Origin of the sequence: Promicromonospora sp. NPDC090134 (assembly GCF_044746965.1) — a bacterium.
GTDB lineage: Bacteria > Actinomycetota > Actinomycetes > Actinomycetales > Cellulomonadaceae > Promicromonospora.
The window spans coordinates 700797-724546 of sequence record NZ_JBIVCZ010000001.1; the positions used below are offsets into that span (position 1 = coordinate 700797).

Consider the following 23750-nt stretch of genomic DNA (forward strand, 5'->3'; position numbering starts at 1 on the left):
ATGCATCTGTGGAGACGCCCCGGTTCATTCAGGAGGGCACCCGCGCCGACTACGGCGGCCAGGCGGTGCCATGGGGCGCCGGTCTAGGCCTCAGGGCCGACGACGACACTACTTACGCATGGGAACTGCCTCCCGGTGTGATGCACACAGCGGTCTCGACCGGCAGCACGGGAAGCGCTGGGATCACAATGTTCTTGCGCAGCGACGGCCGAGTCGTCGGGTTGGTGGACGACGATCAACAGTCGCAACCCGTGGTTCCCGAGCTTCCCGACGGCCTTGAGTACACGGCGGTGTCCGCAGGACAGAACGGGGCGAGCTTCCTCCTTCGCTCAGACGGTGTGCTCGTCACGGTGCTCCGGCCAAACGTGCCGACGCCGCAGGTGCCGGCTCTGCCTGCCGGAATGTCCTACAGTGCGGTCGACGTCGGGCTGGCTGGTGCCTATGCAGTCAGGTCGGACGGGCAGATTGTCGGCATCAAAGCCGGGTGGTCCAGTTCACTCCCCTTGACGTGCACCGATGCGTTTGTTCCGCCGGCGGGGCTCAAGTACACGGCTGTCAATGCCGACCATCTCAGCTGGGCCGCGGTTCGTTCAGACGGCGCTGTCGTGTACTGCCGCTACGGCAACAGCAGCGCCCAGGTGGTCACGCCGGCCGCGGGCACTCGTTTCGTGGGCGTTGACGTTGCGCGCGGCCCGGACGGCAACGCTCAGGGGTTCGGGTACGCCCTGCGCGACGACAACGTCATCGTTGGCTTCGGGTCCGCTCCCGAGCCCGCTGCTGCCCCGGTCGGACGAGCTGTGGTCGGCCTTTCCGCAGACGTCACGTACCCCAGCGCGGAGCACGGTTCTGGCGGCGCCGCGGTTCTCGACGACGGAACGCTCCTGACGTGGGGCGGAGCCGAGGCCGCTCCGCCGCCCGACCTTCCCGGCCCGCTCGGTGCGGTCGCTGTCTCCGAGTACGGATCGGCGAAGTGGCTCATCCGAGCTGGCAACGCGGCAGCGGTCGAGCTGGAGGTCACGTCACCCACCACCGTCGACTACAACCAGCTGACCGACGTCGAGGTGGCTGTCAGGACAGCGGGCGGGACTTCGCCATCCGGCTGGGTACGTCTCGGAGACGTGCGCGATGACGGCACCACGTGGTGGGGAGCTCCCAAGAAGGTCGTGGATGGTCGCGTGGCGTTCACATTTCGAGCTTCCCCGGCGGGCACCTACCACCGCGCGCTGAGGTTTGACGGCCCGCCCTTCACGACCGCCGTGCTTCCGGTCGACTTCGTCGTGCGGTCGCAGAGGCCCTCGACGCTGACTGTCGACATGCCCGAGTCCTGGAGCGTGGGTGAGTCCGGCGTTTACGTGCAGACCCACGTGACGGCCGAAGGCGGGGCCTCGACCGAGGGCGGCTCGCTCAGGGTGATCGCTGAGGCCACCGGCGAGGCACTGAACACAAGCTCCTATCAGGGGCGCCTGAAGATCGATACGAGCGTGCTCCCCGTCGGTGGCAGGCAGCGGGTCCGTGTCGACTATCGGTCCGAGGGACCGGCTGCTTCGACATCATGGGTGGGCACGGTGACGGTCCTGCCCACGCCAGAGACAGTGACGACCGCAGAGTCCGAACTGGTCGTCGACTATGCGGACTACAGCGCACTGCTCGGCGTCGACGTGTCGGTCAGGACCCGCGACGGCTCACGTCTGGGGGTTGGCAGCTTTGAGATCCTTGCTGCGGACGACACGGTGCTGGGTTCGTCCGGCCAGCTCTGGGACGACGACTCCGGTGTTCTGACCGACTTGGTGTACGTGCATCTCGACGAGATGCCGCCTGGCGAGCACCCGGTCACGGTTCGTTGGGTTCCGACGCCCGACTGGGATCTCGCTCATCCCACAGGTGAGACGCTGCCTTCCCAGTGGTCCGGGACACTGACCATCCGCAAGGCCCCTACCTCGACACGTGTCGCCACCTCCAACAGGTTCGAGTACGGCCGGGACACCTCCGTCGGCGTCACGGTCGTTCCCAGCACCATCACGGATGTCGAAGGCGAGCTCGTGGCCAAGATCGATGGTGTGGAGGTCGGTCGCGCCGACCGTACTCGTACCTCCGGCGCCAGCGTGTCCGTTCCGGTGCTGCTGAGTGGCGTGTCGGCAGGTACTCATCAACTTGAGATCTCATACCTCGGATCGGATCGTCTGATGCCGTCCGCTGCTTCCCAGCAGATCGAGGTGGTTCGAGCAGCTTTCTCGGCTCCTGCCGTCACGATCGTCGGGACAGCCCAGGTCGGTGCAACGCTCACCGCGAACCGAGGAACGTGGACACCGGTCCCTTCCTCGACGACTTATCTGTGGATGGCCGATGGTGTACCGATCGCCGGTGCCACGACGTCGAATCTCACTGTGCCTGAGTCAGCGCTGGGCAAGCGAATCAACGTGGCCGTGACCGGGGCTCGTGCGAACTACACGAACCTGACGCGAACGAGCACCCAGACAGAGCCGGTCCTTGGGGTGTTCGCCCCGTCGAGGTTGCCGTCCGTCTCCGGCACCGTCCAGGTCGGCAAGACCCTCACGGCCAACCGGTGGACCTGGACCCCGACGCCGACGACTGTGAAGTACCAGTGGCGTCTGGACGGCAAGGCGGTTTCCGGTGCGACGTCGAAGACGTGGACGGTCCCGGCGTCGGCCAAGGGCAAGAAGGTCTCGGTCGCGATCACGGGCTCGAAGACGGGCTACACCACCAAGACCCTCGCGAGCCCCGCGACGGCCGCGGTCAAGGCTGGAGTGTTCGTTGCGCCGGCGACCAAGATCACGGGCACCGTCAAGGTCGGTTCCACGCTCAAGGCCGTGCGCGGCACGTGGACGCCGCAGCCGTCGACGGTGAAGTACCAGTGGAAGGTCGGCGGCGTCGCGGTCAAGGGCGCGACGAACTACTTCTTCAAGGTGCCCGCCTCGGCCAAGGGCAAGCGGGTCGCCGTCGTGGTCACCGGTTCGCGGACGGGCTACGTGACCAAGACCGTCACCAGCGCACTGACGAGTGTGATCCGCTGATGCGATTCGCAAGGACTCCAGGTAACCCCACGAGCGAGGAGACATCCATGCGCCAAACGGACAAGGGCGCGTCACATCGCGCGCCGATGCCCGCATTCATCGCAGGAGCGGTAACCACCGCGCTGATCGCTGCGGCGTTCCCGGCCACGGCGTCGGCGCAGGAAGCGCCTCGCACCGAGCCCGCCGGGACCCAGGAGGCCGAGAGCACCTACATCGACGGTTTCGTGCAGGAGGGAACGCCCGCGCCGGTCGGCGGGCGCTTCATCCAGCTCGATCCGTTCTCCATCGAAGGCCCGTCGTACTCGATGACCAAGGGCGGCGGATATCCGTTCTCCGGCGAGATGAGCGTCGAGGACGGCGTACTGGACACGGCGTTCGTCTCGTCGGCCCGGTACGCGGCGGTCTACCGGAGCGATGGCTCGATCGAACAGTTCGACGAGTCCGGCTACTGGATGCCGGACGTGCCGGCGGAGAGCGGCGTCCTCAGCATGGCGGGTAGCTCGAGCTTCGGGTCCGCCTTCGTCGTGACGGGTGACGGCGAGCTCACGACCAACTACTGGGAGTGGCAGCAGATCCTTCCGGAGGATCCGCAGGGTCTCGGCTACTCCGCCGTCGCCGCGGGCGACGACCTGTTCTATGCGCTTCGCGGCAACGGCGAGGTCATCGGATTCGCCAAGCCTGTCGACGAGTCGCGACTCAGGTGTCAGGACCACTGGGTCCCGGCCCAGGGGACGCACTACACGGCGATCAGCGCGGCGGGCGGGAGCTGGATGGCGCTGCGGTCCGACGGCGCCGTCGTGACCTGTGGTTATGCGGAGGGGGCAGATCCCTACGTCGGCGAGGTCCACGCGGCGACGGTCGGTTCCACGTACGTGGGAGTTGACGCCGGCCGGATCTACGGACTGGCGACGTCCAGCGCCGGCGCTGTTTCTGCGATCGGCACCACCGACCTGGTCCCACCGCAGCCGCCGGCCGGGTCCCAGGTGGTGGGGCTGTCCGCGGGAGCTAGGACCGGGGCATACATCCTGAGTGACGGCTCCCTCACGACGTGGGGCGAGCCACTACGACTGCCGGACTTTCCCACCGGCACCGATCGGTTCATCGCCATCAGCGAGACCGCGACCGGTGACACGTACGCGATCTGGGCGCACGAGGTTCTGGACCTGGACATCGAGGTGACGGTCCCCGCCAGCGTGCGGATCGGCCAGCGGGTCGATGCCGAGGTCGAGGTCACATACGACGGCACCTACCGCCCGGAAGGGCGGCTCTGCCTGGTGGACCTCGGTGAGTCGACCGATGCGCAGTGCGCCTTTCCGCTGACTGACGGGACGGCCACCGTCCCGATCGAGACCGACGTGAGCATGTCGAGCACGGTGCAGCAGCCGGGCACCAGGGAGTTCGGCTTCGGCTTCATCAATCCGCTCGGACGGTTCACGTACACGACCGCCACCTTCGAGGTGCTCCCGCCCGCGGCCACGCAGCTGACGGCTACGGTGCCTTCGACCTACCGGCCGGGCTCTGCGGTCACGGCCACCTTCGAGCTCGACGTCGAGGACGGCACGGTCCCCGCCGGGTCGGTAGTTCTTCGGGCGATCATCGGCGAGGACGACGACGACCTGGGATACACCGACGACGACGTGAACCTTGGTTACACGCGCATCGAGTCGACCGATCCAGCAGTGATGACGATCGACTCGAATGCCTTGCCGGACGGCCAGTACGCGCTCAAGGCGAAGTACGGGCCTGACATGGGTTCGGGCTGGTACGCCCCGACCGCCCCGGCGCAGTGGCGAGGAACGCTGACCGTCGGGTCGAACTTCCTGGCTTCCCGGTCCCCCTCCGTCGCCGGCACCGTCCAGGTCGGCAAGACCCTCACGGCCAACCGGTGGACCTGGACCCCCACGCCCACGACGGTGAAGTACCAGTGGCGTCTGGACGGCAAGGCGGTCTCGGGTGCGACGTCGAAGACCTGGACGGTCCCGGCATCGGCCAAGGGCAAGAAGGTCTCGGTCGCGATCACGGGCTCGAAGACGGGCTACACGACCAAGACCTTGGCGAGCCCCGCGACGGCCGCGGTCAAGGCCGGCGTGTTCGTTGCGCCGGCGACCACGATCACGGGCACCGTCAAGGTCGGTTCCACGCTCAAGGCGGTGCGGGGCACGTGGACGCCACAGCCGTCGACGGTGAAGTACCAGTGGAAGGTAGGCGGCGTCGCGGTCAAGGGCGCGACCAACTACTACTTCAAGGTGCCTGCCTCCGCCAAGGGCAAGAGGGTCGCCGTCGTGGTCACCGGCTCACGCACCGGCTACACGACGAAGACAGTCACCAGCGCACTGACCAGCGTGGTCCGCTGAGCGCACCTGGGGCAGCTCACAGATCGAAGAGCGTGGGCTGCTCCAGGTAGACGCCCTCCTTCTCCAACATGCGCAGCTTGGTGCGTGGGCCGCCGCGGGCCGAGAACCCGCCGATGCGGCGGCCCGCTGCCAGCACGCGGTGGCACGGCACGATGGGTGGGAACGGGTTGCGGCCCATCGCCTGGCCCACGGCCTGGGCGGCGCCCGGCGCGCCGAGCTCCGTCGCCACCTCGCCGTACGTGCGGGTCTCGCCCGGCGGGATGGCGCGCACGATCTCGTAGACACGCCGGTCGAAGTCGGGCACGGCGCTCATGTTCAGGGGGACCTCCGCGAGGTCTCCCTCGCCGTCCTCCAGCAGGTGCTTCAGCGCCTCGACGGCAGCCGCGACCGGGGCGGGCGAGGCCTCGACGACGCCCGGGTACCAGCCGCGCACTGCGCCCCGTACCTGGTCGGCGCTGCCGTGGGGCAGCGTCGAGCCCACGATCTCCGCGTCCTCGTTCCAGACGAGCGCGCACTCGCCGATCGCGGTGGGGACCACCGCGAACTCGAGCCTGTTCCGGTCCATGCGTCACACGATAGGCCGGACCACTGACACTGCCGCGACTGCTTCAAAGGTCAGTCGGTGGTCCACCGGGCCGCCAGGTCGGTCGCCTTCTGCGTCGGGTCCGGCTCGGCGACGAGCGCTCCGGCCGCGGCCAGGCCGTCGGCGTAGCCGACGGCGTACGTGGTCAGCGGGGCTGCCGGACGCTCGACGGCGTGGGCGGCGTCCCGGGCGAGGTCAAGGACCTTCTTCATGTCGATGGTGCCGGTGGGGAGGCCCAGCTCCGACTCCAGGTCGGAGATCCACTGCTTGAGGTCTGTCATCTCATGTCTTCCGGTAGCGGGCCACGTCGGCGGGGGTGTCGATGTCGTCGCTCCAGCCTGCCGGGTCCGGCACCTCGGTGCACCGGAGCGCGCCGACCAGCCGCTTCATCGGTGCCCCGTCCGTCTCGATCCCGTCCAGCGCACCGTCGAGTGCCGCGCGGCGGTAGAGGCCGACCAACCACTGGGCCCGACCCCCGCGCGTCAGATAGGCACCGTCCGCCGGTTCACGTGAAACGGCCTCTTCGAGGTGCGCGATCGCCCGCGCGGCGCGCGGCACGTCCACGGCGAGGAGCAGGACCCACGGCGCGCCCGGGGCCGGCAGGGCGCGCAGCCCGGCGGCGAGGCCGGCCACGGGCCCGCCGAACGGTGGATCCTCCCTGGTCAGGAGGGGTGTGGGCCCTGCATAGCCCGACGCCGGGTCGCGGGCCGGCAGCGCGCGCGCCAGCTCCGGCGGTCCCACGACCACGACCCGGCGAGCCCGTGCGCTCGCCGCGAGCGCACGGTCGAGCAGCCGCGTCCCGCCCACGACGAGGCCCGCCTTGGAGGTGCCGTCCAGCCGGGAGGCCCGGCCCCCGGCCAGCACCACGGCGTCGTACCCGACCCGGGGCGCGGTCCTGGTCATTGCAGCATCAGCACCTGGACGACGTCCCCGGCCCGCACCTTCTCGACGTCCGGCGGCACGAGGGCGAGGCCGTCCGCGGCGGCCAGCGCGGACAGGGAGTGGTGCGATCCGGCGGGTTCGACGCCGCCGTCGACCCACCGGACGGGCAGCGCCTGGAGCCGGCCGGCGGGGCTGGACCAGCCGGCGGCGGCGCGGAGGGAACGGTGTGCGTGGCCGAGGGGGTAACGGAGAGGTAGCAATGCTCGCTCGGCGTTACGTCCCTGGCTGGGCAAGCCTTCCGCCGCGATCCCGAGGCCCCGGAGCCGGTCGATCGCGGGCCGCGCGAACAGCTCGAAAGACGCGTACGCGCCCACGGGGTTGCCGGGCAGGGCCAGCCAGGGGACGCCGCCCCAGCGTGCCAGCGCCTGCGGCTTGCCGGGCGACATCGCGACGCTCGTGACGTCGGCGTCCGTCACGCCGCCCGCCGCCGGACCCGACGCCGCCAGCACCTCGCGCACCACGTCCGCCGCGCCCGCTGATACGCCGCCCGCGGTCACGATCAGGTCTGCGCCACCGACGCGCGCCGCGTCGAGCGCGGCGCGCAGGGCCGCGGGATCGTCCGTCACCGGCCCCAGCCGGACGACGTCGGCCCCACCTGCCTGGGCCGCCGCCGCGAGCATGGGGCCGTTGGAGTCCGTGATCTGACCCGGGCCGAGCGCCCCGCCGACCGGCACCAGCTCTGAACCCGTGGAGATCACGGCGACCAGCGGCCGCCGTCGGACCCGGATGCGCACCGCGCCCGACGCGGCCAGCGCGCCGACCAGCGGCGCCGTCAGCTCCGTGCCTGCGCGCGCCAGCAGGTCTCCCTGCCGGACGTCCTCGCCGGCGCCCCGGACGTGCGCCCGCGGACGCCGGGCGAGCACGACGGAGTCCTCCGACCGGGGCGCACCTGCGACGAACCGCCCGGTCGACGTGTGTTCCACGGGCACCACGGCATCCGCGCCCGGCGGCAGCGGCGCGCCCGTCATGATGCGCACGGCCTGGCCCGGCCCGACACCGGCTGGATCGCCCGGACCAGCGGTGACGTCCCCGGTGACCCGGAGGGTCACCGAAGAACCGTCGGGCGGCAGGTCCGTCAGGCGCACGGCGTACCCGTCCATCGCAGCGCTGTCGAAGGGCGGCACGGACGCCGACGCGTACAGGTCCTCGGCCACCACCTCGCCCAGCGCCCCGGTCAGGTCGCAGTGCCCGGCCGGCAGGGGCGCGACCAGGGCGAGCACCCGCTCGAGATGCTCGGTGACGCCCCGTACCTGCGGCTCCATGGTCCGACCCTAGGACAGTGCTGCGCTGCACGGGTTTCACCGGACGCACAGTTTGTCGGCTGCCGCTGTGAGCGTGCCATGATCGCGGGTATGCGCCTCCACCACATCCAGGTCGCCTGCCCGGCGGGCGGCGAGGACGCCGTCCGCCGTTTCTACGGCGATGGCCTCGGCCTGACCGAGGTTCCGAAGCCTCCGGCGCTGGCCGTCCGGGGCGGCTGCTGGTTCCGCGACTACGACGAGGACGGGCGCACGGTCGCCGAGATCCACGTCGGCGTCGAGGAACCGTTCGTCCCGGCACGCAAGGCGCACCCCGCCCTCGTCGTCGACGACGTGGCGCAGCTCGAGTCGGTCGGCGCCCGCCTGGAAGAGCTCGGCCACGAGGTGACGTGGGCCGACCGCCACACCTTCGACGGTTACGAGCGCTTCCACGCCTTCGACGGCGCCGGCAACCGCGTCGAGATCCTGACGCCTGCGCCGTGACGCCGCGTGGGCCGCTCGGTGCGAGGGCTCAGGCCCGCGCGCCCCGCCGTACCGGCCCCAGCGTGAACAGCAGCGTCGCCAGGCCCGTCGCCGCGAGCAGCGCGAACCCGATGCCGTAGTCGCCGTTGAGCTGGTAGACCGCGCCCATGATCAGGGGCGGCACGAACCCGCCGAGCCCGCCGGCCGCGCCGACGATGCCGGTCACCGCGCCGACCTTGTCGGCGGGTGCCACCTTGGCGACCAGGGCGAACGTGGCGCCCGACGACGCACCGAGGGCCGCGGCGAGGCCGAGGAACGCGATGGTGCCCACAGGGACCAGTCCTGGCTGGAACGCCACGACGGCGGCCAGCGCGGTCACGGCGGCGAAGCACCAGACCGACACGTTCACGGGTCCGAGCCGGTCGGACAGCATCCCGCCGACCGGGCGCATCACCACGGCGAGCACGACGAACCCGGCGGTGCGGGTCGCGGCGTCGGTGGCGGTGAGGTCGTAGGCGTTGGCGAGGAACGTCGGCAGGTACACGCTGAACGCGACGAACCCGCCGAACCCGACCGCGTACAGCCAGGCGAGCTCCAGCGTGGCGGGCAGCTTGAGCAGGGACCAGGTGCGCGCCAGTATGCCGCCCGTGGCGCCGGCGGTGCGTCCCGGGGCGTCGCGCAGCAGGAACCACGAGGCGATCGCGAAGACCGCCAGGATCGCCGCGACCAGCACGAACGGCGCCCAGCGCCCGTAGGCGTCGGCCAGCGGCACGGTGGTGAACGACGAGACCGCCGTACCGCCCATCCCGACACCGAAGATCCCCAGGGCGGTGCCCCGCCGCTCGGGCGCGAACCACGCGTTGACGAACGGGACGCCGATCGCGAAGGTCGTGCCGCCCAGGCCCAGCAGGAACCCGCCGATGATCAGCGCGGCGTACGAGTCGGCGACCAGCCCGACGAACAACACCGGGACGATCGTCAGCGCGCTCACGAGCGGGAACATCGTCCGCGCCCCGAAGCGGTCGGTCAGGGCACCCACGGGGATCCGGCCCACGGACCCGACCAGCACGGGCACCGCGACGAGCACCGACTGCTGGATCTCCGACAGGCTGTACTCGACCCCGTACGCCTTGCCGAGCGGGCTGATCAGCGCCCACGCCCAGAAGTTGACCGCGAAGCCGACAGTGGCCAGCGCCAGCTGCACGCTCGACGACGTCCCGCTCGTCTCGGCCCGGCGGCTCGCCCGGGTGGGTGGTGCCTGCGCCATGTCAGCTCCTCCCGCGGGGTCCGGTGGGCGGCTCCCAGCCGGGACGGGGGCGGTGCGTGCCGGACCCGCCGGGGGCGGCGCCGGTGCCGGCGGCGTCGCGCGACCGGTACACGACGTACGGCCGGAACAGGTACGGCACCGGGGCGGAGAACGCGTGCACGAGGCGCGTGAACGGCCACAGCGCGAACAGCAGGAACGCGGCCACGACGTGCACCTGGAACGCGACAGGAACGCCTGCCATCAGCTCGGGCTGTGGCTGGAGGTACCAGAGCGAGCGGAACCAGGGCGAGATGGTCTGCCGGTAGTCGTAGCCGTGCTCGGTCACGAGCTGCGTGGTGGCGGTCGCCCACGCCCCGGACAGCACCGACAGCGCGAGCATCGCGTACATGACCTTGTCCATCACGGTCGTCGCGAGGAACACGGCGCCGGTGGTCCGGCGGCGGTAGATCAGGATGAGCAGCCCCAGCACGAGCACCGCGGACGCCGCCGACCCCGCCAGCGCCGCCACCAGGTGGTAGACGTCCTCCGGGATGCCGACCGCCTCGGTCCACGACGCCGGGACCACGAGCCCTGCGACGTGCCCGAGGATCACCACGAGCAGGCCGAGGTGGAACAGCGGCGACCCGATGCGCAGCAGCCGCTTCTCGTACAGCTCGGACGACCGGGTGGTCCAGCCGAACCGGTCGTACCGGTAGCGCCACACCGACCCGACGACCAGCACGGCGAAGGTCACGTACGGCAGCACCACCCAGAGCATCACGTCCACGGCGGAGGACCCCCTTCGTCGTCCGCCCCGAAGCCCGGGAGGCCGGACAGGCCGACCAGCTCCGCGGGCGGGCCCTCCGCCACGAGCGACGCCACGCGGTCCAGCGTCCGCGCGTCGACGGGCGGGAGCGTGAGGCAGACCGCCTCGACCGCAGCGACCCACGGCGAGCCCTCGGCGGCGAGCGCCTGCCGGAGCACCTCGATGCCGTCGCGGTGGGCGGCAAGGAGTGCCCCGACGATGCGGGCGCCGTCGTCGTCGGCCCGGGCGGAGAGCTCGAGGACGCTGCCGAGGTGGTCGGGCAGCTCGCCCCGGGTGACCTCCCAGCCGACGGCGCGGTACGCCTCGGCGAACCGGAGCAGGGCGGCTCCGCGCCGCCGCGTGTCGCCGGCGGCGAAGTAGGAGAGGTAGAGCGTGCAGCGGCGCTTGAGGTCGAACGTGGCGACGTAGGCGGACTGGAGCGTGCCGAGGTCGCCGTCGACCACGGCGGTGGCCAGGCCGGTCAGCCGTTCGGCCACGGGCGGCGGCAGGTGCCCGACGGCGGCGCGCACCTCGTGCGCGGCCCGCACCGCGTGCTCGTCGGGGTAGGCGAGCAGGAGGGAGGCGGCCATGTGGGCGAGCCGGCGGTCGCCGTCGGACAGGGGGACCGGGGCGAGGGGCTCGCCTGCCGTGGAGGAGCGAGCTCCGCGGCGGAGCCTGGGGCGGGGCAGGAACGACAGGCTCACGGCGCCCGCCCCTCGTCGTCCGGCGGGAAGAGGCCGTCCGGCCGTCCGTTGCCGTCCCAGTTCAGGAGGTTGACCCGGCCGGGGGTGGACGGGCCGTTCGGCGAGTCGGCGGTCTGCCGGGAGGAGAGCGCGTGGAAGTTCTCCACGGCGACCGGGACGGGCGGGCCCGACGACTCCCCGAGGGGTCCGGCACCGCCCATGCCCGGGCCGCCCTCGTAGTCCAGGGAGCACGCGATCTCCTCCAGGTCGCGGGCCTGCTCGGCGTGCGCCGTGGGGATCACGTACCGGTCCTGGTACTTGGCGATCGCCAGCAGCCGGTACATCTCCTCGACCTGCGCGCCCGTCATGCCGACGGCGCTCGCGGTCTCCTCGTTCGGGGGATTGCCCAGGTTCACGTCGCGCATGTAGGAGCGCATGGCGGCGAGCCGGCGCAGCACCCGCTCGACGGGCCGCGTGTCGCCCGCGGTGAACAGGCCCGCGAGGTACTCCAGCGGGATGCGCAGCTTCGAGATGGCCGCGAAGAGCGTGCGCGGGTCCTCGCCGTCGTTCCCGGAGCTGGCGACGACGTCGACCACGGGCGACAGCGGCGGGATGTACCAGACCATGGGCAGCGTGCGGTACTCGGGGTGCAGCGGGAGCGCCACCTCGTAGTCGTTGATGAGCTTCCAGATCGGGGAGGCCTGTGCGGCCTCGATCCAGTCCTCGGGGATGCCCTCGCGGCGCGCGGCGGCGACCACCTCGGGGTCGTCCGGGTCCAGGAACACCGACCGCTGGGCGGCCAGGAGCTCGTGCTCGTCCTCGACGGACGCGGCCTCGGTGACCCGGTCGGCGTCGTACAGCACGAGGCCCAGGTAGCGCAGGCGGCCCACGCACGTCTCCGAGCAGACCGTGGGCAGGCCCACCTCGATGCGCGGGTAGCAGAGCGTGCACTTCTCGGCCTTGCCGGTCTTGTGGTTGAAGTAGACCTTCTTGTACGGGCAGCCGGTGACGCACTGCCGCCAGCCGCGGCAGGCCTCCTGGTCCACGAGCACGATGCCGTCCTCGGCCCGCTTGTACATGGCGCCCGACGGGCAGGACGCGACGCACGCCGGGTTGAGGCAGTGCTCGCAGATGCGGGGCAGGTAGAACATGAACGTCTGCTCGAGCTCCTCGGCCACGTGCTCGCTCATGTGCTTGAGCACCGGGTCGTCGCGCATCGTCGCGGTGGAGCCGGCGAGGTCGTCGTCCCAGTTGGCCGACCACTCGATCTTCATGTCCTTGCCCGTGAGCAGGGACGTGGGCCGCGCCACCGGGGTGTGGGCGCCCTGCGGGGCGGACAGCAGCATGTCGTACTCGTAGGTCCAGGGCTCGTAGTAGTCCTGGATGGACGGCATCTTGGGGCTGGCGAAGATGGTCGCGAGCTTCTTCAGCCGGCCGCCCGCCCGGAGCTTGAGGCGCCCCCGTTTGGTCCGGACCCAGCCGCCGTGCCACTCGTCCTGGTCCTGGTACGTGCGCGGGTAACCCAGCCCGGGCCGGGTCTCCACGTTGTTGAACCAGACGTACTCCATGCCGGACCGGTTGGTCCAGGCCTGCTTGCACGTCACCGAGCACGTGTGGCAGCCGATGCACTTGTCGAGGTTCATCACCATCGACATCTGGGCCATGACCTTCATGAATAGCGCACCTCCTGGCTGCGACGGCGGACCACGGTCACCTCGTCGCGCTGGTTGCCCGTGGGCCCCAGGTAGTTGAAGGCGTAGGAGAGCTGGGCGTACCCGCCGGCCAGGTGGGACGGCTTGAGCAGGATCCGCGTCAGCGAGTTGTGGATGCCGCCGCGCAGGCCCGACGCCTCCGCGATCGGCACGTCGACCGTGCGGTCGGTGGCGTGGTGCATGTAGACGGTGCCCTCCGGCATGCGGTGGCTCACCACGGCCCGCGCGACCACCACGCCGTTGCGGTTCACGGCCTCGACCCACTCGTTGTCCGCGACGCCGATCCGCTCGGCGTCGCCCGGCGACATCCAGATGTTCGGCCCGCCGCGCGAGAGCGACAGCATGAACAGGTTGTCCTGGTACTCGGAGTGGATGGACCACTTCGAGTGGGGCGTGAGGTAGCGGACGACGACCTCGGCCTCGCCGCCCGCCAAGCCACCCCGCGCCGTGTCGCCCCGGGGCCCCGACAGCTCGGGGGAGTCCGGGAACAGCCGGTGCATGTCCAGCGGCGGGCGGAACACCGGGAGCTGTTCGCCCAGCTCCACCAGCCAGTCGTGGTCCAGGTAGAAGTGCTGCCGGCCGGTCAGGGTGTGCCACGGCTTGAGCCGTTCGACGTTCACCACGAACGCGCTGTACCGGCGTCCGCCGTGCTCGCTGCCCGACCACTCGGGCGACGTGATCACGGGGGTGGGCCGGGCCTGGACGTCGGCGAACGTGATCCGCCGGCCCTCGTCCTCGCGGGCGAGGTCGGCCAGCGGGCGGCCGGTGCGGCGCTCCACGCGTTCGAACCCCTGGACCGCCAGGCGGCCGTTCGTGGTGCCGCTCAGCGCCAGGATCGCCTCGCAGGCGTGCGTGTCGCGGTCCAGCCGCGGCCGCCCGGCAACGGGCCCGTCGGGGACCAGCCCGTTGACCTCGCCGAGCCGCCGCACCTCGGCGTCCGGCGAGAACGACACGCCCTTGGTGACCATGCCGACGCCGTCCGTCAGCGGACCCAGCGCCGCTATCCGCGCCGCGAAGGCCGGGTAGTCCCGCTCGACCTCGACGATCTTGGGCATGTTCACGCCCGGCACCAGGTGGCGCTCGCGGAACGGGACGTCGGCGTCGGTCACCGTGCCGTGCGCCACCGCCATCTCGTCGGGGGTGTCGTGCGCCAGGGGCGAGGCGACGACGTCGTGCCGCACGCCCAGGTGGTGCACCGCCATCGCCGAGACCTTGCGCGCGATCGCGTGGAACGCGGCGAAGTCGGTCTTGGTCTGCCAGGGCGGGTCGATGGCGGGGCTGAACGCGTGCACGAAGGGGTGCATGTCCGTGGAGGACAGGTCGTGCTTCTCGTACCAGGTCGCGGCGGGCAGCACGACGTCGGAGAACAGCGTGGTGCTCGTCATCCGGAAGTCCAGCGTCACCAGCAGGTCGAGCTTGCCGCGCGGGGCCTCGTCCCGCCAGGTCATGGTGGCCGGACGCCGGTCCGGCGCGGACTCCTCCGCGAACACCGCCGAGTCGGTGCCCAGCAGGTGCTTGAGGAAGTACTCGTTCCCCTTGCCGCTCGACCCCAGGATGTTGGCCCGCCACACGGTCAGCACGCGCGGGAAGTTGGCCGGGTCGTCCGGGTCCTCGACGGCGAACCGCAGCCGCCCCGCCTTCAGCTCCTCGACCACGTGCTCGGCCACGGGCCGGCCCGCGACGCGGGCCTCGTCGGCCAGGTCCAGCGGGTTGCGGTCGAACGTGGGGTAGCTCGGCATCCAGCCGCGCTGCGCCGAGTCCACGAGCGTGTCCGCCGTCGTCCGCCCCGCGAACGTGCCCGGGGCCAGGGGCGAGGCCAGGGTGTCGGCGGGGAGGCCGTCGTACCGCCACTGGTCGGTCGCGAGGTACCAGAAGGCCGTGCCGATCATCTGCCGCGGCGGACGCACCCAGTCCAGCCCGCCCGCGTACTGGGCCCAGCCCGTCACGGGGCGGCACTTCTCCTGACCCACGTAGTGCGCCCAGCCGCCCCCGTTCACGCCCTGGCAGCCGGTCATCGTGGTCAGTGCCAGGAAGGCCCGGTAGATCGTGTCCGAGTGGAACCAGTGGTTGGTGCCGGCGCCCATGATGATCATCGACCGGCCGTCGGAGTCGACGGCGTTCTGCGCGAACTCCCGCCCGATCCGCGCCGCCGCGGCCGCCGGGACGCCCGTGATCTCCTCCTGCCACGCCGGGGTGCCGGGCGCGGGGTCGTCGTAGTCCACGGGCCAGTCGCCCGGCAGGCCGGGCCGGCCCACGCCGTACTGGGCGAGCATCAGGTCGAACACCGTGGTCACGAGGTGCCCGCCGACGCGGCGCGCCGGCACGCCGCGCACGACCACGCCCTTGCCGCCGGTGTGGGCGTCGTCGTCCGGGCCGGGGACGATGTCGAACCGCGGGAGCGCGACGGCGACCGGCTCGGCCGGGCCGCCCGCCGGGAGGTCAGCGATGCTGAGCGCAGGGTCGACGTCGCCCAGGTCCAGGTTCCAGCGCCCCTCGTCGGCCTCGCCGTAGCGGTGGCCCAGGGTGCCGTTCGGCACCACGGGCCGGCCGTCGGCGTCGAGCAGCACGGGCTTGAAGTGCGAGTTCGCCTCCGTGGTGACGCCGGGCAGGACGTCGTCCGACAGGTCGGCCGCCGTGAGGAACTTGCCCGGGACGTACGCGATCTCGGGGTCGCCCGCCGCGTGCTGCCCCGCGCCGGACGACGGCACGGGGTCCAGCCGCACCAGGAACGGCGAGTCGCTGTACTGCTTGAGGTACCGCTCGAAGCGCTCCGTGCGCCGGTCCACGAGGTACTCGCGCAGGATCACGTGCCCCATCGCCAGGGCGAGCGCGCCGTCCGTCCCCGGGTGCGGGGCGAGCCACGCGTCGGCGAACTTCGTGTTGTCCGCGTAGTCGGGGGAGACCGCCACGACCTTCTGGCCCCGGTACCGGGCCTCGGTCATGAAGTGCGCGTCCGGCGTGCGCGTCACGGGGATGTTCGAGCCCCACATGATCAGGTAGGCGGCGTTCCACCAGTCCGCCGACTCCGGCACGTCGGTCTGGTCGCCGAACACCTGCGGGGAGGCCACGGGCAGGTCCGCGTACCAGTCGTAGAAGCTGAGCATCGTGCCGCCGAGCATCTGCACGAACCGGGCGCCGACCCCGTGGGAGACCATCGACATCGCGGGGATCGGCGAGAACCCGGCGATGCGGTCCGGCCCGTGCTCCTTGATGGTGTGCACGTGGGCCGCCGCGACGATCTCCGCGGCCTCCTCCCACGTCGCCCGGACCAGCCCGCCCTTGCCGCGCGCCCGCTTGTACGCGCTCGCGACGGCGGGGTCGCCCGTGACCTCGGCCCAGGCGCGGACCGGGTCCTCGGTGCGGGCCCGCGCCGCCCGGTAGGCCTCCAGCAGCACGCCCCGCACGTACGGGTAGCGCACGCGCGTGGGCGAGTAGGTGTACCAGGAGAACGCGGCGCCGCGCGGGCAGCCGCGCGGCTCGTACTCGGGGGAGTCCGGACCCACCGACGGATAGTCGGTCTGCTGGGTCTCCCACGTGATGATGCCGTCCTTGACGTACACCTTCCACGAGCACGACCCGGTGCAGTTCACGCCGTGCGTCGAGCGGACCACCTTGTCGTGCGACCACCGGTCCCGGTAGAAGGAGTCGCCGCCCCGGCCGCCCTCCAGGTAGAGCCTGCGCAGGTCCTCGGACACCTCCCCGCGGCGGAGGTGTCGACCCAGCCTGACGAGCGCGTCCTCGGTGGCCATCCTGGTCAGTTTCACCTGAGGCTCAGGAATGCGCGACCTGACCTGCGCGCGGATGCCGCGGGCAACCCCTCACACCCCGGGCCGGCCGCCTGTGCGTTCTTCCTTACGGTCGATTAACTGCTCTTGGACGGGCGATGAAACACCGCCTCCCTAGTTTCATAGCCGTCGGTCCGACGTCGGGCCGGCCCCGGAACCGGCACCTGTCGGTCCGGGCGCGCCCGGCGTCGTCGGGCATACGCCCATGCAGGGAGGACGACGTGTCCACTCCGATCACACGCGACCAGGCACCCACGCCGAGCGAGTCCGCCGTCCAGCGCCGCACCGGACGCTGGATCGAGCACTGGGACCCCGAGGACAAGACGCTCTGGGAGGACGGCGGACGCCGCACCGCCCGGCGCAACCTCGTCCTGTCGATCTTCGCCGAGTTCCTCGGGTTCGGGATCTGGGCCGTCTGGTCGATCGTCGTGCCCCAGCTTCCCGCCGCGGGCTTCGACCTCACGGTCGACCAGATGTTCTGGCTCATCTCGGTCCCCAGCCTCGTCGGCGCCACCCTGCGCATCCCCTACACCTTCGCCGTCCCCGTGTTCGGCGGCCGCAACTGGACCATCGTCTCGGCGCTGCTCCTCCTGCTGCCCACGACCGCGCTCATCCTCACGGTCGGCGACCCGACCACGCCGTTCCCCGTGCTGCTCGGCGCCGCGGCGCTCGCGGGCCTGGGCGGCGGCAACTTCGCGTCGTCGATGGCGAACATCTCGTTCTTCTTCCCCGAGAAGGAGAAGGGCGCCGCGCTCGGCTGGAACGCCGCCGGCGGCAACATCGGCACGGCCGCCGTGCAGCTCGCCGTGCCGCTCGTGATCGTCGCCGGGGCGGGCGTGGCGCTCGACCGGGCCGGGCTGATCTTCATCCCGTTCATCCTGCTGGCCGCGTTCCTCGCCTGGCGCTGGATGGACAACCTCTCCTCGGCCAAGGCGGACCCGCGCTCGTTCGCCGTGGCGGTGCACCACAAGCACACGTGGGTCATCAGCTTCATCTACATCGGCACGTTCGGGTCGTTCATCGGCTACGCGGGCGCCTTCCCGACGCTCCTGGCCGCGCAGTTCCCGGAGGTCGCCATCCCGCTCGCGTTCCTGGGGGCGCTCGTCGGGTCGGTCGCGCGCCCGCTCGGTGGCATCCTCGCCGACCGCGTCGGCGGCGCTGTCGTGACCATCGGCGCCTTCGCCGTGATGGCGCTCGGGGCCGTGGGTGCGATCCTGGCCCTCGGGTCGGGGAGCTTCCCGCTCTTCTTCGGCTCGTTCCTCGGCCTGTTCGTGGCCACCGGCGTGGGCAACGGCTCCGTCTACCGGATGATCCCGGCGGTGTTCCGGGCCGGCGGCGGCACGGCGAAGGCCGCGGCCGGCTGCATCGGCATCGCCGGGGCGATCGGGGCGTTCGGCGGGTTCCTCATCCCGCGCGGGTTCGCCCTGTCCACCACGGTGGCCGGGTCGATCGTGCCCGCGCTGTGGCTGTTCATCGGCGTGTACGTCGTGATGGCCACGGTCTGCTGGCTGGTCTACGGGCGCGGCGCCATGGCCGCGGCACGGGTCTGAGCATGCTCGCCTCCCCCGGAACCGCGGTCGAGTCGCACTGCCCCTACTGCGCGCTGCAGTGCGGGATGTCGCTGACGCCGCGCGCGGCGGCGCCGGACGCCGACGAGCGGGGCGCCGGTGTGCGGGGCGCCGGTGTGCCCGGCGTGCCCGAGGTGCAGCCGCGCGACTTTCCCACCAACCGGGGCGGGCTGTGCCAGAAGGGGTGGACGTCGGCGGCCGTGCTCGGGGCGGCCGACCGGATCACGATGCCGCTGGTCCGCCAGTCCCTGCTGATGGGTGCGGACCAGCCGGCTGACTCGGCCGAACGGCGTGGCGAGTCAGCGGGTTGGTCCGACCAGCCGGCTGACTCGGCCGACGAGGGCCGGCGAGTCAGTCCGCTGGTCCCCGTCTCCTGGGACGTGGCACTCGATCTGGTGGCCGGCCGGCTGGCGCGCATCCGGGCGGAGCACGGCCCGCAGGCCGTGGCCGTGTTCGGCGGCGGCGGGCTGACCAACGAGAAGGCGTACATGCTCGGCAAGTTCGCGCGCACCGTGCTGCACACGCCGAACATCGACTACAACGGGCGCTTCTGCATGGCGTCCGCGGCGGCCGGGATGAACCGGTCGTTCGGCGTCGACCGCGGCCTGCCCTTCCCGCTGTCCGACCTCGGCGGCGCCCAGGCCGTGCTGCTCCTCGGCTCGAACGTTGCCGAGACCATGCCGCCCGCCGTCCAGCACCTCGCCGGGGCGCGTGCGACGGGTGGGCTCGTGGTCGTGGACCCGCGGCGGTCCGCGACGGCCCGGCTCACGGAGGACCCGGCGTCGGGCGGGCAGGGGAGCGCGGGCGCCGCAGCGCAGGGAGCCGGGGCGGCTCAGGGCGTGCACCTCGCCCCCGTGCCCGGCACGGACCTCGCGGTGCTGCTCGGGCTGCTGCACGTGCTGCTCGCCGAGGGGCTCGCCGACCGGGTATACCTGGCGGAGCGCACCACGGGATTCGACGACGTCGCCCGCTCGGTCGCGGGCTGGTGGCCCGAGCGGGTCGAGACGGTCTCGGGCGTGCCCGCCGACGAGCTGCGCCGTGTGGCCCGCCTGCTGGCCGCCGCCGCCCCGGTACACGGCGGCACGGGCGCGTACGTGCTGACCGGGCGCGGCGTCGAGCAGTCCACGCAGGGCACCGCCACGGTGACCGCCGCGATCAACCTGGCACTGGCGCTCGGCCTGCCGGGGCGCGTCGGCTCGGGCTACGGCGCGATCACGGGGCAGGGCAACGGGCAGGGCGGCCGCGAGCACGGCCAGAAGGCCGACCAGCTCCCGGGCTACCGCAAGATCGACGACCCCGCCGCGCGCGAGCACGTCGCCGCCGTCTGGGGCGTGGACCCCGCGTCGCTGCCGGGTCCCGGCCTGCCGGCGGTGCAGCTCCTCCGGTCCCTCGGGGCCGTGGACCCCGACGGCGCGACCACCCCCGGCCGCCCGCGGGCGCTGCTGGTGCACGGGTCCAACCTCGTGGTCAGCGCCCCGAACGCGGGCAGCGTGATCGACCGGCTGCGCAGCCTCGACCTCCTCGTGGTCTGCGACTTCGTCCCGAGCGAGACGGCGCTGCTGGCCGACGTGGTGCTCCCCGTGACCCAGTGGGCCGAGGAGGAGGGCACCATGACGTCGCTCGAGGGGCGCGTCATCCGCCGTCGGGCCGCCGTACGGGCGCCGGGCGAGGCGCGCTCCGAGCTGTGGATCCTCGCGGAGCTCGCGCGCCGGCTCGGCGCGGACGATGCGCTCGCCTTCCCGACGGACCCCGCCGTGGTCTTCGACGAGCTCGCCCGCGCCTCCGCGGGCGGCCCCGCCGACTACTCCGGGCTGTCCCACGCGCGGCTCGACGCCGACGAGGCGGCCGGCGGCCCGGGCCTGTTCTGGCCGGTCCCGGCGGTCGCGGCGCACCCCGGGACTCCGCGGCTCTTCCTCGACCGGTTCGGGACGCCCGACGGGCGGGCGCGCATGGTCGCCGTCGACCACGTGGGCCCGAGCGACGAGGTGCGCCCCGACGCCCCGGTCTACCTGGTCACGGGCCGCGTGCTGCAGCACTACCAGTCGGGTGCGCAGACGCACCGGGTCGCGGAGCTGGAGCGCCTCGTGGCCGAGCCGTACGTGGAGCTGCACCCGGTGCTGGGCTTCCGCATCGGCGTGCCCGACGGCGCCCGCGTGCGCCTCACCAGCGCCCGTGGCCGGGTCGAGGCGACGGCGCGCTGGACCGATGCCGTGCGTCCCGACACCGTCTTCATGCCGTTCCACTGGAGCGGCGTCGGGTCGGTCAACCAGGTGACGACGGACGCCACCGACCCGATCTCCGGGATGCCGGAGTTCAAGGTGTGCGCGGTGGACGTCTCGGTGGTGGACGCCGCGGTGGTGGACGCTCCGGCGGTCGACACGCTCGACCGGCCGGGCACCCGACAGAAGGAGCTCTCGACATGAACCTGCGTGTCCCTGTGAAGGTCGTCGTGGTGGGTTTCGGGATGGTCGGCTCGCGGCTCGTCGACGAGCTGCTGCGCCGTGAGCCCGAGGCCTTCGACATCACGGTGCTCGGCAGCGAGCCGTACGAGCCGTACAACCGCGTGCTGCTGAGCGACGTGGTGGCCGGCCGCACCGACGTCGCGGCCATCACGATGCCCCTGCCCGACGGCGCCCGCGTCAGCGTGCGCCGGGGGGTCACCGCGACGTCGATCGACCGGGAGTCGCGCGTGGTGCACGCCGACGACGGCACCGTGCACCCTTACGACCACGTGGTGCTGGCGACCGGCGCGGCAGCCCGCATCCCGCCGATCCCGGGCCTGCGCACGCCCGACGGCGACCTGCCCGCCGGGGTGCACGCACTGCGCAACCTCGACGACGCCCGCGAGATCGTGGCCGCCACCGTCAACTCGCCGCGCGCCGTGGTGGTCGGCGGCGGCGTGCTGGGCCTCGAGGCCGCCGTCGGCCTCGCCGGCCGCGGCCTGAACGTGACGCTCGTCCACAACGTCCAGGCCATCATGGAGCGCCAGCTCGTCCCGGAGGCGGCCGACGTCGTCCGGGCCGGCCTGGAGGGCCAGGGCGTGACCGTGCGGCCGAACAGCATCTCCAGCGAGGTGCTCGTGGCGGGCGGCCGCGCCGTCGGCATCCGGGTCCGGGACAACGCGGCCGGGACCTCGGCGGGCGCTGTGTCGGCGGGCGGCTCGTCGGCGGGCGCTGCCGTGCGCGACGAGGTGGTCGCGGCGCGCCTGATCGTGTTCTCGGTCGGCACCATCCCCGAGACCGGCCTCGCCGCCGCCGCGGGGCTGACGACGGACCGCGGCGTCGTCGTCGGGTACGACCTCGCCAGCCCGGACGACCCGCGCGTGCACGCGATCGGCGACTGCGCGCAGCCCCCGAGCGGTTCGAGGGGGCTCGTCGCGGAGGGCTGGGACCAGGCGCGCCGCCTGGCGGAGCAGCTGGTCTCGCTGGTGGAGCCGGTCACGCCGGCCGGCGCGACGTCGGCTGCCTCGCGGGTCGGTGCGCCGGCGCACCTGCGGCTGCCCCACGACGGCGCCCAGCCCAGCATGGCGGTACGTCTCGGAGCCCTGCTGACCAGCGGCGCGACGACGAGCCGCGCGCAGACGGACCGGGGGATCGACACGCGCGGGACCGACGTCGTGAAGGTCAAGGCCGGCCCGCTCAGCGTCACCACGATGGGGGTCTGCGGCCCGTCGCGCCCGGACGAGCTGACGCAGCGGGCGATCCGCCTCGCCGACCCGAGGGCGGGCCGGTACATCGAGGTCGTGGTGTCCGACGGCATCCTCGTGGGCGCCACGTGCGTGGGCGACCCGCGCGTGGCCGCCGACCTCACCGCCGCCTACACGCGTCGCACCCCCGCGCCGCTGGACCCGGCGTTCCTGCTGCTCACCCCGGTGATGGCGGCGGCGGCCCCGGCGTCGTCCCCCGAGCACATGCCCGAGGACGCCGTGGTGTGCCGCTGCAACGGCGTGACCAAGGGCGACATCGCGGGCGCGTGCCCGCCGGGTGCGCACTCGGTCGAGGAGGTCGTGCGCGAGACCCGCGCGACGACGGGCTGCGGCTCCTGCAAGGACGCCGTCTGCGGCCTGGTCGACTGGCTCCGCGCGTCGGAGGAGGCGGTCCCGGAACCGGCGTGAGCCAGGTCGGGGAAGTGCGCTTCTACCTAGTCATTGCGCCCGGAATCACGCGGTTTTCAGGCCCAATGACTGGGTAGAAACGCACTTCAGCCCAGCGGCCGGGGAGTGCCGTTATGGGGGCGGCCGTGGGGTGGACAGCACTGTTGCGAAGGGTGCCGGGTGGGCCGAATTTCGTTCGACCATGACCCGCGGAAGCTTGCTCAGACTGATTGTCCGGCTGAGGTAAATCAGCAGGGGCCAGGCTGGCCGAAATCACGCCCACGCGGCCACCTTCCGATCGACTGCACTCTCTGCGGCGGTGAACCCGCACGAACCGGACACGGCGGTCTGGTGTTCGCCGCGCGTGGCCTATCTCGTGCCGCGGCACCTCACCGCGGCCGGGTCCACTCCAGCGTGTAGCGGAAGAACAGCCGACGGCGGAGCCGCGCGCCGGGCAGCACGGCGCGAGCGGTCCGGGAGATCTCCGCGAACGTCTCGGCGGGGTCGCGCACGGGCATGACAGGTTCGGTGTCGCCTCCGCCACCGTCCGCTCCGCCACCGTCCGCTCCGGGACCGCCGTCGTCCACAGGGGTCCGGATCGGCTGTGGATGCTTCATCAGCCCCACCAGCGGGTTGAGCAGGGACGACGGGAGGTCCCAGGCGAGGTCGGTCAGCGAGTTCGCCCGCGCGAGGCCGACGACGAGCAGCCGGCCACCGGGAGCGAGCAGCTCGGCCGCGTGCCGGAGGGCCGGTTCGAGCGGCAGGTGATGCAGCACCGCGATCATCGTGACGGCGTCGAACGTGCCGTCGACCTCCTCGAACCGAGTCTGGCGCACGGTCACCGAGGGGTCGCCCGCGAACCGTTCGGCGGCGACCGAGGCCATGGCGGCGTCCACGTCCACGCCCAGCACCTCGTCGAACCGCCCGCGCAGCCGACTCAGAAGGAGCCCTCTGCCGCAGCCGACGTCGAGCACGCGGAGCGGCCGGCGGAGCGGCCGGAGCGGAAGCGGCCGGACCAGTTTCAGCCGGACCGGGAGCGGCCGTGCCGGGAGCCGCCGCAGGACCCAGCCGTGGAAGTGGTCGTCGTGGCTCCACGGATGCCTGTCGTTGACCCGGCGCAACCAGCGGCCGCCAGCCCGCACGATCGGGATGTCCATGGTCCGGATGTCCATGCGCCATCACGGTAGCGGCAGTGAACGCGGACCTGGTGGCGTTTCCGGGCCTGG

16 protein-coding genes are annotated in these 23750 nt (G+C 72.3%); 6 read left to right on the forward strand and 10 right to left on the reverse strand.

The window, feature by feature from the left end:
- Positions 1–8 precede the first annotated feature (8 nt).
- Together ACIPN7_RS03090 and ACIPN7_RS03095 are read left to right on the forward strand one after the other, a co-directional pair.
- A complete protein-coding gene (locus tag ACIPN7_RS03090; RefSeq protein ID WP_400537859.1) occupies positions 9–3032 on the forward strand; it encodes a hypothetical protein in 3024 nt (1007 codons plus the stop codon).
- Positions 3033–3079: 47 nt separating this feature from the next.
- A complete protein-coding gene (locus ACIPN7_RS03095) occupies positions 3080–5386 on the forward strand; it encodes a hypothetical protein (protein WP_400537861.1) in 2307 nt (768 codons plus the stop codon).
- Between the two features lie 16 nt (positions 5387–5402).
- On the opposite strand, the gene ACIPN7_RS03100 is transcribed toward ACIPN7_RS03095, so the two are convergent.
- The 4 genes from ACIPN7_RS03100 to glp are packed head-to-tail and all read right to left on the reverse strand — an operon-like array spanning position 5403 to position 8173.
- Entirely contained in the window at positions 5403–5951 is a 549-nt protein-coding gene (locus tag ACIPN7_RS03100; protein WP_400537863.1) for a methylated-DNA--[protein]-cysteine S-methyltransferase, read from the reverse strand.
- A 50-nt stretch (positions 5952–6001) separates the two neighbouring features.
- Positions 6002–6250, reverse strand: a complete 249-nt coding sequence (locus tag ACIPN7_RS03105; RefSeq protein ID WP_285107604.1) for a DUF6457 domain-containing protein — start codon at positions 6248–6250, stop codon at positions 6002–6004.
- Position 6251: 1 nt separating this feature from the next.
- Positions 6252–6872, reverse strand: coding sequence for a molybdenum cofactor guanylyltransferase (locus tag ACIPN7_RS03110; RefSeq protein WP_400537865.1), 621 nt, complete (start codon positions 6870–6872; stop codon positions 6252–6254).
- Positions 6869–8173 (reverse strand): gephyrin-like molybdotransferase Glp, encoded by a 1305-nt coding sequence (gene glp, locus ACIPN7_RS03115; RefSeq protein ID WP_400537867.1) that lies wholly within the window; start codon positions 8171–8173, stop codon positions 6869–6871. Before glp ends, ACIPN7_RS03110 begins: the two co-directional genes overlap by 4 nt.
- 90 nt (positions 8174–8263) lie before the next feature.
- Between glp and ACIPN7_RS03120 the strand changes: the two genes are divergently transcribed.
- The gene (locus tag ACIPN7_RS03120) at positions 8264–8653 is read left to right on the forward strand and encodes a VOC family protein (RefSeq protein WP_400537869.1); all 390 of its coding nucleotides are present in this window, start codon (positions 8264–8266) and stop codon (positions 8651–8653) included.
- A gap of 28 nt (positions 8654–8681) precedes the next feature.
- Here the strand turns inward: ACIPN7_RS03120 and ACIPN7_RS03125 are convergent, their stop codons facing one another.
- From ACIPN7_RS03125 to ACIPN7_RS03145, 5 genes are read right to left on the reverse strand one after another with little or no spacing between them, the layout of a single operon-like run.
- Positions 8682–9899, reverse strand: a complete 1218-nt coding sequence (locus tag ACIPN7_RS03125) for a nitrate/nitrite transporter (RefSeq protein ID WP_400537871.1) — start codon at positions 9897–9899, stop codon at positions 8682–8684.
- 1 nt (position 9900) lies between these two features.
- Entirely contained in the window at positions 9901–10665 is a 765-nt protein-coding gene (narI, locus tag ACIPN7_RS03130; RefSeq protein WP_400537873.1) for a respiratory nitrate reductase subunit gamma, read from the reverse strand.
- Entirely contained in the window at positions 10656–11387 is a 732-nt protein-coding gene (narJ, locus tag ACIPN7_RS03135) for a nitrate reductase molybdenum cofactor assembly chaperone (RefSeq protein WP_400537875.1), read from the reverse strand. Before narJ ends, narI begins: the two co-directional genes overlap by 10 nt.
- Positions 11384–13039, reverse strand: a complete 1656-nt coding sequence (gene narH / locus ACIPN7_RS03140) for a nitrate reductase subunit beta (protein WP_400537877.1) — start codon at positions 13037–13039, stop codon at positions 11384–11386. Before narH ends, narJ begins: the two co-directional genes overlap by 4 nt.
- Positions 13036–16827, reverse strand: a complete 3792-nt coding sequence (locus tag ACIPN7_RS03145) for a nitrate reductase subunit alpha (protein ID WP_400537879.1) — start codon at positions 16825–16827, stop codon at positions 13036–13038. The genes narH and ACIPN7_RS03145 overlap by 4 nt, the downstream gene beginning before the upstream one ends.
- A gap of 257 nt (positions 16828–17084) precedes the next feature.
- Between ACIPN7_RS03145 and ACIPN7_RS03150 the strand changes: the two genes are divergently transcribed.
- Genes ACIPN7_RS03150 through ACIPN7_RS03160 form a run of 3 tightly spaced genes read left to right on the forward strand, consistent with a single transcriptional unit; the run spans position 17085 to position 22545 of the window.
- Complete coding sequence (locus tag ACIPN7_RS03150) at positions 17085–18413, forward strand: MFS transporter (RefSeq protein ID WP_400537881.1); 1329 nt, start codon at positions 17085–17087, stop codon at positions 18411–18413.
- Positions 18414–18415: 2 nt separating this feature from the next.
- Positions 18416–20854 carry a molybdopterin oxidoreductase family protein gene (locus ACIPN7_RS03155; RefSeq protein WP_400537883.1) on the forward strand — a complete coding sequence of 813 codons (2439 nt, stop codon included), beginning with the start codon at positions 18416–18418 and terminating at the stop codon, positions 20852–20854.
- The gene (locus tag ACIPN7_RS03160) at positions 20851–22545 is read left to right on the forward strand and encodes an FAD-dependent oxidoreductase (protein WP_400537885.1); all 1695 of its coding nucleotides are present in this window, start codon (positions 20851–20853) and stop codon (positions 22543–22545) included. The genes ACIPN7_RS03155 and ACIPN7_RS03160 overlap by 4 nt, the downstream gene beginning before the upstream one ends.
- A 368-nt stretch (positions 22546–22913) precedes the next feature.
- Here the strand turns inward: ACIPN7_RS03160 and ACIPN7_RS03165 are convergent, their stop codons facing one another.
- The gene (locus tag ACIPN7_RS03165; RefSeq protein ID WP_400537887.1) at positions 22914–23696 is read right to left on the reverse strand and encodes a class I SAM-dependent methyltransferase; all 783 of its coding nucleotides are present in this window, start codon (positions 23694–23696) and stop codon (positions 22914–22916) included.
- Positions 23697–23750 lie beyond the last annotated feature (54 nt).